This window comes from Ectothiorhodospira mobilis, from assembly GCF_016584115.1.
GTDB classification, from domain to species: domain Bacteria; phylum Pseudomonadota; class Gammaproteobacteria; order Ectothiorhodospirales; family Ectothiorhodospiraceae; genus Ectothiorhodospira; species Ectothiorhodospira mobilis.
On record NZ_NRSK01000027.1, the window covers coordinates 24,654 to 33,087 of the forward strand.

The 8,434-nt window shown below is 69.1% G+C and carries 7 protein-coding genes; all 7 read right to left on the reverse strand.

Annotated features, from left to right (window positions below):
- Nucleotides 1-29 precede the first annotated feature (29 nt).
- The gene (locus CKO33_RS10585) at nucleotides 30-1,184 is read right to left on the reverse strand and encodes a type III-B CRISPR module-associated Cmr3 family protein (RefSeq protein WP_200182212.1); all 1,155 of its coding nucleotides are present in this window, start codon (nucleotides 1,182-1,184) and stop codon (nucleotides 30-32) included.
- Nucleotides 1,181-4,111 (reverse strand): type III-B CRISPR-associated protein Cas10/Cmr2, encoded by a 2,931-nt coding sequence (gene cas10, locus CKO33_RS10590; RefSeq protein WP_200182213.1) that lies wholly within the window; start codon nucleotides 4,109-4,111, stop codon nucleotides 1,181-1,183. The genes CKO33_RS10585 and cas10 overlap by 4 nt, the downstream gene beginning before the upstream one ends.
- Nucleotide 4,112: 1 nt before the next feature.
- Nucleotides 4,113-5,210 (reverse strand): RAMP superfamily CRISPR-associated protein, encoded by a 1,098-nt coding sequence (locus CKO33_RS10595; protein ID WP_200182214.1) that lies wholly within the window; start codon nucleotides 5,208-5,210, stop codon nucleotides 4,113-4,115.
- Between the two features lie 80 nt (nucleotides 5,211-5,290).
- Complete coding sequence (csm6, locus tag CKO33_RS13885; protein ID WP_200182215.1) at nucleotides 5,291-6,460, reverse strand: CRISPR-associated ring nuclease Csm6; 1,170 nt, start codon at nucleotides 6,458-6,460, stop codon at nucleotides 5,291-5,293.
- 83 nt (nucleotides 6,461-6,543) lie between these two features.
- Complete coding sequence (gene cas6 / locus CKO33_RS10605) at nucleotides 6,544-7,503, reverse strand: CRISPR system precrRNA processing endoribonuclease RAMP protein Cas6 (RefSeq protein ID WP_500683416.1); 960 nt, start codon at nucleotides 7,501-7,503, stop codon at nucleotides 6,544-6,546.
- A gap of 226 nt (nucleotides 7,504-7,729) precedes the next feature.
- Entirely contained in the window at nucleotides 7,730-8,161 is a 432-nt protein-coding gene (locus CKO33_RS10610; protein WP_200182217.1) for a GIY-YIG nuclease family protein, read from the reverse strand.
- Between the two features lie 23 nt (nucleotides 8,162-8,184).
- Nucleotides 8,185-8,434, reverse strand: a 250-nt coding sequence (locus tag CKO33_RS10615) for a PD-(D/E)XK nuclease domain-containing protein (RefSeq protein ID WP_200182218.1), incomplete at its 5' end; no start/stop codon positions are given.

Consider the following 8,434-nt stretch of genomic DNA (forward strand, 5'->3'; position numbering starts at 1 on the left):
CTTGTGATGCGTGGTTGAGGGATGCGGATTCAGGCGGCCAGGGTGGCCTGGTTGTAGCCTTCGGCGCGGCGGGCCTCAGAGCAGGCCGAGTCCTGGGCCAGGCCGTCGGCCACCCAGGCGGCCAGGGCCTCGGGGTCGCCCTGGAGGTCCTCGAACCAGTACACGGCCCCGGCGGGGACGACGCGCCGGGCCGGCTTGGGGCACCATTGATACAGATCCCAGCCGCTGATGATGCCGGGACGCCCGTGGGCGCAGCAGGTGAGCCGGGCGGAAAAGCCCTCCCCCTGCAACCAGTGCTGATCCCCCCGTCGCTGGATGGCCTGCGGCAGATGGCCGCCGGCGAAGAGGCCGGGGGTGTCCAGGATGAGCCGGAAGCGGCGGTTGCGGGCGATGGTCTCCAGGGGCGGTGCCTCAGGCTGGAAGGACACGGGCCGGAAGGCGGCGGCCCGGCCGTCCCCGCCCAGGCGCAGCAGGCCTTCCCGCTCCAGGAAGGCGTCGGCCCCGTCCACCCCCACGAGGAACCCGGTGGCGGTGCCGTCCGGGCCTTCGGGGGTCAGGGCATGGCCCTCGGTGGTGTAGATCAGGCCCTCCCGGGCGGTGCGGGCGCTGGTATCCAGGCCGATGCCCAGGCGGGGATCGGGGCGGTGCAGTGCCCCGTCCTCCACCACGTGCCGGGAGGCCTCCAGGATTTCCCCCCGCAGATGGGCACGCCAGCCCTCCGGGGTGAGATAGCCTCCGCCCCGGGGTTTTTCCGTGCGCGGGCAGTGGAGCAGGGCCGTCTTGGGCAGGGGCTGCGGTCCCTGGATCATTTCGGGGTCCGGGGACTGGGGGATCAGGGGATACAGCCCCGATTCCAGCCGTACCAGGTCCGCCGGCAGAGGGTGCAGCGGTTCGCACCGGCCGTCGTGGTGGCGGGCCAGACGCAGGGTGCGCAGGCGGAATGTGCCGGGCTTTTGGGGGGTGCCCAGGCATGGCGCCAGTTGCGGGTCCTGGCAACGCCCTTCCCGGGCGAACTGATGCAGGGCCCCGGGGTGGGCCCCCAGGATGGCCGAGCGCAGGGCCCCGGCCATCACCGAGGGTTGCGGGGGCATGGTCCCGGAGCCGTGTTCCCCGGATTCGCCGAAGGCCAGATTGCCGCGGAAGAACAGGCTGTCCACGGGTTGGATGAAGAGCCAGAGGGTCATGCCAGGGCCTCCTCGTATGGGCGGATACGTTCCGGCCGGGCAAAGAACTCGCTTACGGCGAGGAACTGCCCGATGGCGGTGCGGGGTTGTGCGGGGTCGATGGTGTCGCAGACGAAATCCACGATCTCCCGGGCCAGGGCCCCGCTGCCGGCCTGACGGGTGAACTGCTGCGCCAGGGCCCCGGCCATCTGGGCGCGCCAGCGGGGGTCGCGTTTGTCCTGGGGGCGGTCGGTGAGCCCTTCGAACCACAGCTGGGCGCGATAGATGGCCCCGCGGGAGAAGTCGGTGTGGGCCAGTTCGTCCCGCAGCCGCCCCATGAGGGTGAGGGTGGCCCGGTCCATGCGAGGGGCCCGCTGTTCCCCCAGGGGCCACCAGGGCGCGGTGAGTTCTTCCGCGCCGCCGCCGCGCTTGAGCACCCGCAGGCAGAAGCGGTTGCGCCCGGCGGACTTGGCCCCGGCCTCGGCCTCCCGCAGTTCCCGCAGGACCCGGGCCAGGGGGGCCTGGTGATGGGCCACCACGGCCCCCATGGAGGCGGTGGCCCGATGGCCCATGAGCCGCATGAGCCGCCCATGCAGCAGGCCAAAGCCGTCCTTGAGCAGGAGTTTTTTGTCCTGGGGCGCACCGCCCCCTTCCAGGAGGCGGCCCACATGTGCATCCAGGCCCATGGCCGGGTCGGGGGCCAGGCCGCTGTAGGCCAGGCGCAACAGCTGCATGGCGTCCAGCAGGTCGTCCACCGCCACCAGGGCGAGCACGTCGTCGCCCCCGGCGTAGATGAGCTTGCCCTTGACGCAGTCCTCCACCACATACCGGGCCAGGTGCAGGGAGAAGTGATTCAGGGCCGAGGACAGGGCGCCGTGGCGGCCGGGGGAGGGGGGTCTGCGGGTCTCCATGTAGTCGTGCAGGGCCCGGTTTTTCCGGGCCACCCGGTCCATCTGCGCCCGGATCTGGTCATGCCAGGTGTCCTGATAACGCAGGGTATAGGCCTCTTCGTTGCCGGCGAACCAGGCCCCCATGCGATCGCCATCCATCTGGATGAGGGCGTAGTAGGTTTCCCGGGGTTTGAAGACGCTGGAGATGTCCCGCTCCAGGGCCTCGGCGTCCACCCCCTGGATGGCCGCATCGTCCTTGAGCATCTCCAGGGCCGAGGGCAGGCGCCGGGCGATGTACTGCATATCTTCGGATTGATGAGGGAGTTCACGGGCCAGTTTGCGGGGCAGGACGGTGGGCTCGGCTTCCACCAGGGTCAGGCGCTGTTTGAGTTTATTTTCATGACACGACTGATCCGGGGAGCGCCGGGTCTCATCCCGGTGTTGCCACAGGGTGGTGGACAGGGCCAGGGCGTGGGTGCTGACCACGAAACGGCGGATATCCATGTCCAGGTGTTGCTCCACCGTCTCGGTGAACAGGCTGGGCCAGAGCCGCTTGGCGGTGCACAGGGCACACAGGTGCTCTCCGCCCTTGGCCCAGGCGCGGCGCTTCTCCGCCAGCCGGCCCCAGGGGCTTTGCTGCTGGCGGTCCCTGCGGTTCAGGGGGAGCAGTTCCGGTTTTGGGGTGAGCCATTCCCGTTCGCCGCACTGGGTGCAGCGGTGGCCCTTCTGCTTCAGGGCCTCGAAGGGGCGGATGGTCTTGCCCGCCGCCAGGTGGCGTTCGGTGAGTTCGTGCACCGCCGGGTAGAGGATGCCCGCGTTGGGTCGCCAGAAGGTCCAGCCTTCCAGATCCAGCTGGCGGTTGAGGGCCGCCCAGGTGGCGGGGGTGAAGACCCCTTGTTGCTCCAGATCGGGATGGATCTGTCCCAGGGCGGTCTGAAGCCGCTGGCTGGCCGTTTCGATGTCGCGGTGATCCTCCCCCACGGGCCAGCGGGCGGCGGTCCAAAAGGCCTCGGGGAAGGCCGCCATCTGTTTCTCGATCTGGTTTCGGGTGGTGTCCGTGATCTCGCATCCCGCCTCTTTGAACACCCGCCGGGCCGCCTCGTGGGCGATGTCCAGGGCGCGGCGCCGGGCGGCGGCGATGGCCCGTTCCGCCAGCTCCCGGGCGCGGCGGGCGGGGACCAGGCACAGGCATTTGTTGGGCAGGGCGGCGGAGAACAAGGGGTTGGTGTCGTCCCGGCGCGCGAGGAAATCCGCCCCCAGCTCCTGGAACAGTTCGCGGAAGGCCTCCCCGCCTTCCTCCAGCAGCCAGGCATCTACCGCCGGCACACCCCGCAGGGCCGGGAAGAGCACGGCATCGGGCCCCACCTCGCCGGCGATCTCCCGCAGGGCGGCCCAGACCAGGGAGGAGAGCAGGTGGGATCCGGCCCAGAGATCGGAGGTGGATCGTCCCTGGCTGATGAAGCCCTGCACGGGCCCGAAGCTCAGGGCCAGCAGGCAGGGTTCGTCCCCCTGATCCAGGGCGGTGTGCAGGGCCGAGACGGTGTCCAGATGGGCCCAGATGGTGTGATCCGGTGTGCGGGTGTCCGCCGGCAGTTCCTGCCAGAGGGCGCCCAGGTCCGCGTCGGCCAGCCGGCCCTCGGGCCCGAAACGCCAGAAGGCCAGGAAGGTGCGGCGCGGGTCGTCCCCCCCGGCCTGGATCAGCCGCTGGAAGTGCTGCAGGCTGATGTCCTTGATGTGATCCACGCCGATGTCCGTGAGCTTGTGAAGGTCGAAGCGGGCGCCCGACAGGGGATGGATGAGCTGGGGTTGTTCCGTGAAACGCACCGTGGCCCAGGCGGGAAAGCGTTCCCCCTGGCGGAAGGGCCAGTTGGGCCGGTCCGCGGCGGCGGCCAGATGGTCGGCCCGGCGGTCGAAATCGCCGTCCTGAATCCCGAGACGCTGACGCAGGTCCCGGACCGTGCCCTGTTCATGCCCCACGCGGTCGCGCATCAGTACCAGGGACTTCTCCGCCGGATCATGGACCCAGGCGGCCAGTTTCTTCTTCCAGTGGGTGCTCATGTCAGGCGATCCTTTCATGGTGTGCGTCCAGGGCCTTGTGGATGGTGTCCCAGCTTTCCTTTAGGTTTTCGGGGGTACGGAACCATTTCGCGATCTGGTCATCCCTCAGGGCCTCCAGGAATCCTTTTTCGGGTGGGCGGCTCGGGGTGTGGAGGATGATCCCCCGGAATTGATTCCCTTCCTTTAGGACCTTGAACCGTAAGGGGGAGGCCAGCCGGAGATTCCTGTCGCGCACCGGCAGATCCCAGGGGCTGCCATTGGTGCCGGCCGGATAGCCCAGCAGGTGCAGGGCCCCGACGGGATGCCCGTCGAAGTCGGTCTTGTGGCCTTTGGCGGCACTGCGTACCTGGTGGAGGGCGTCGGCCAGGGTCTCCACGGTCTCCTGCCAGTCCTTGCAGGGCCGGGTGCGCCAGATCAGCGGGCGCTCTTCCCCCGCCCCCGCATCCAGGCCGATGGCATGGGCCCATTCCTGTTGAAGGCACTGATCCAGTGGGCGGGTGATCCGCTGCAGCAGGGGGGCCTCCCGGGACAGGGGTTCCAGGGGCGGGGTCCCGTCATGGGGGGTGAGGGTGACCGAGCCCCAGCCGTTACGGCTGCGGCTGCCCAGGGCGCCGAACCACTGGATCAGCTGCAGGGCCTGGAGGATTTCCGGTTCATATTCGTCGGGACAGATCAGGGTGAGCACGGCCGTGTCTTGGGTGCCCAGGGCCTTTCGGTTTCCTCTGTTACCCGGCAGCACGGGCCCGAAGCCCAGGTAGACGTCCGAACGCACCCCCTTGCCGGCCCCGGTGTGGACCGAAGCGAACCCCTTGGGCCACTCCTTCCGGTCCAGTTTCCCCTTGGACCAGGCCGGCCCCAGGCGCAGCCGGATGGGGGATCGGAGGGATTTTCGGTCGTTGTGGTCCGATGCGCTGCCAAAGCGCAGGGCCTCCGCCTCCCGCAGGCGGTTTACGTCAAAGTCCACCTTGGGGGCGTGGACCATGCGCCACCAGTGGCGGAGCAGGGCCTTGATGGGGGGCGTGCGCCATTGGCCCTCCTGCTGGGCATTGCCCAGGAAGGCCGGGGTGTTGAAGGTGAGTTTGTATTGCAGTCGCTTCATGGGATCTCCGCCTCGAAGCTGGGGTGAACACAGGATGGGGCATCCATGTGAGTTTGTGGGGTTCTGGCAGGCTTGCCGCCTCAGTCCGGGGGTGGGTCGACGCTGAAATGGATGGCCTCGGGGGGCAGGTCCAGGCGGTAGCGCCGGGGGCGGGTACCGCCGTCGTGGATGAGATAGGGGCCGGCTGCCGGACCCAGGGTCTTTCTCAGGGTCCGGTGCAGTTTGGAGAGGGCCTGGGAGAAGTAGTCCCCGTCCATGCCGTCCTTCAGGGCCCGTTCGGTCTTGTCCAGGTCCGCCATGGGCCCTGCCAGGGCCCGAAGTTCCTGCAGGTAGCGCTCGGCCCAGGCCCGGTCCGGGATCCCCTTGCCCGGGGCCTCCAGGGGCGGATCGCCCGCGGCGGCGCGGCGGGCAAAGAGGCTGTAGAGGGCCATCTGGGCCGGGGGCAGGGTCAGGGTGTGCCGTCCCAGGCGCGCGCGCCGGCTGGCGGGATGGAGGGTGACCGCGGGCGGGGCGAGTCCTTCCCGCGCCGCATCCACTACCTCCCGGTAGCTGGCCTGACCGTTCATAAGGCGCTCGTCCAGACCGTGGCGCAGGCTCACGAAGGGGATCTCCGCCAGGGTGACCCGGGCGTTCCGGGCGTCCACCAGGTTGTCTCCGTTCTGCGTGGCGAGGACGCGGGATGCGCGGCTGGGGTAGAAGAACTGCCAGGTGGATTCGAAGGGCTTGCTCACCAGGACATGGGAGAGCCGGTCCTGGGGACGGCCAAACAGGGAGAGGGCATACCCGAGGAAGAAACCCATGGTCTTGCGCCCGCCGGCGATGGAGACGTGCAGGGCGCTGTCGGGGTCGTGGGTGAGGCGGCGCACCTGCTCGGTGATGAAGTCCGCCGCCGCCAGGTTGTCCGCCGGGGTGCGGATGTCCTCCAGGGGGCGTGCCTCGGCGTCGGGGATGGCATGGATGCAGGTCTCATCGAAGGTGATCTCCGGAAGTTGATATTCCTCCCGCAGCCGGTGAAACCACCCCAGTTCCCGGGAGAGCAGGGACAGGCGGGCCCGTTCCGCCCCCTCGGCGGTGGTCACCAGGTGCACCTCGTTGGGCAGGACCTCCGGTGTGGGACCGGTGGCCAGGGCGTAGAGGGTCTCGGTGACCACCTGGGGGGCCAGGCCGGTGACGGCCAGGAGGATGCGCCGGGGATAACCGGCGGGATCGCGGTCCGTCTGCGCTGTGTGCGGGGATTCTTGCGGGGTCATCCCGGTGTCCATGCCGATGCGTATCTGCGGATCCTGTCCTGTCCCGGGGCCATCATGGGTCCCGGCAGGCTTGCCTCCAGGGTCTATTGCTGGGTGTCCAGGCGGCAGGCCCCTTGTCCCATGCTGGTCCCGGCGCCGAGATGCAGAAACGGGGCGAGCCAGAGAGAGGGCCAGAAGGGGGCCAGGCCATCCGGCGCCAGGGTGATCTCTCCTGTGAGGCCGCTCATGGGGACGTGCCGACCCTGGCGGGAGGAATACCGTTCCCAGTCCTGCCACTGGAGCTTGGCCCGCATGCCCGGCCATTGCCGGGCGGCCTGGGTGAGACCTGCGAAATCCGTCTCCAGAGGGGTGTCGGTATGGAAATGGCTGAGCAGGGAAACGCGGCGCAGCAGGTTGGAGAACAGGTCTCCGAATCCCAGGTCCGCCGCCCCCAGGGCACGACCTTCCCGCTTGATGCGCAGGGGGGTGTCCAGATGCAGGGTGATGGCATGGTCGGGCGGGGGTGGCATCCGGGGGCTCTGCGGTGGGATCGCCTCCAGGGGGCCGTCCGCTTCGTGGATGCGGGTCCACTGGCCCGTTCCGGGGGCGGTTTCCTGCTCTACATGGGTCAGGATCATGGGGGCCCGGCCCCGACCCACGCCGTTACGGGCTCCACGGGAGAAGGCGTGGACGATATAGGGCAGGTGATGATTGCCCCGGCCGATGAGGGTCAGACCCAGGGCATAGGGTTCGCCGGCTTGCAGATGGGGGGATCGCGCCGGGGGATCCAGTACGAAGGGGTGGGGCACCGAGGTGTACTTGCGCATCTTGCCCGCCCCGGGGGGAGGTGGGGTTTCGAAGATGTAGGCATGGGCGCAGGCATGGAGCAGGAGACAATCCTGGCATCGGTCCTGGCCGGTGACGCACACGGCCCGCCGGAGGGCATGCCCCAGAAGACCGCGCCAGGTGGATCCGGCCCGTTCGGGGAGGCGCACGCAATGGCCTGCCTCAAACCAGAGGCGATAACGGGCGAGGGGAAGGGGAATCGGGGTGGCTTCCTGCACGGCGAAGAGATCAGAACCGGGTTTGGCAGAGGGGTCGGAAAGGGGTTGCATGGCACACGGCGCCCTGGGTGGGGTGGACCGGGATCATGCCCCTGAAACGATTCTGTATGGATTCTCGCAGGCCTGCCATGCGCCTTTCCCTGAGTCTCCCCCGGACGATGGCCGTGGGTTCCGATAGTGTGGGACTTCAAGCTACTTGAAGGCATTCCATAAGATCAAGCCTTTGCTATCCCCCCTCCAGCGCGGCACGCAGGGCCTGCAGCCCCGGTTGGCGCCGCTGCAGCGCCGCCTCCGGCACCGCCTCGGGGCGCTCCGGCCCCAGGTAGCGCAGATGGCTGCCGCAGCCGGCGCGGCAGTCCGAGGCCCCGAACCCCGGCACCGGCACCTCGCCCCCCACACGGGCATTGGCCCGGCACTCCGGCTCCTGCGACAGCACCACGTGCACCACCCGTGCCTCCCGCCGTGTCAGCAGCCAGTCCACATGCCAGCGCAGCGGCTTGTCCCGGCGCAGATGCCGCTCCACCCGCGCCGCCAGGTTCTGCCGTGCGCTGCCGGTGTATACGTACCAACCCGCCGGCAGCCGCGCCGCCGGCAACCGCCCCGCCTGGATGCGGCATGGGCGGCGCAGGTGGATGTAGAGCTGATAGGTGGTGGGCATGACTTCCTGCTGGACCAGGGGGTTCAGGAGGGAGGTGGCTGCGTTTCCACGTCAAAGGCCACGATCTGCCGCTGCTTGCTGGAGAACTCCACGCCGATCAGGTGGATGGGCTTGCCGGTGGCGCGGTATTGGTCGGCATAGCCTTTGGCCTGGATCTGCTCCAGGGCCCTGCCCCCGGGCAACTGCTCCACCACCTTGAACTCGAACAGGTAGAGGTGGCCGCCGAAATCCACGGTCATGTCCACCTTGCCGTGGTGGCTGGCGTCTTCCACC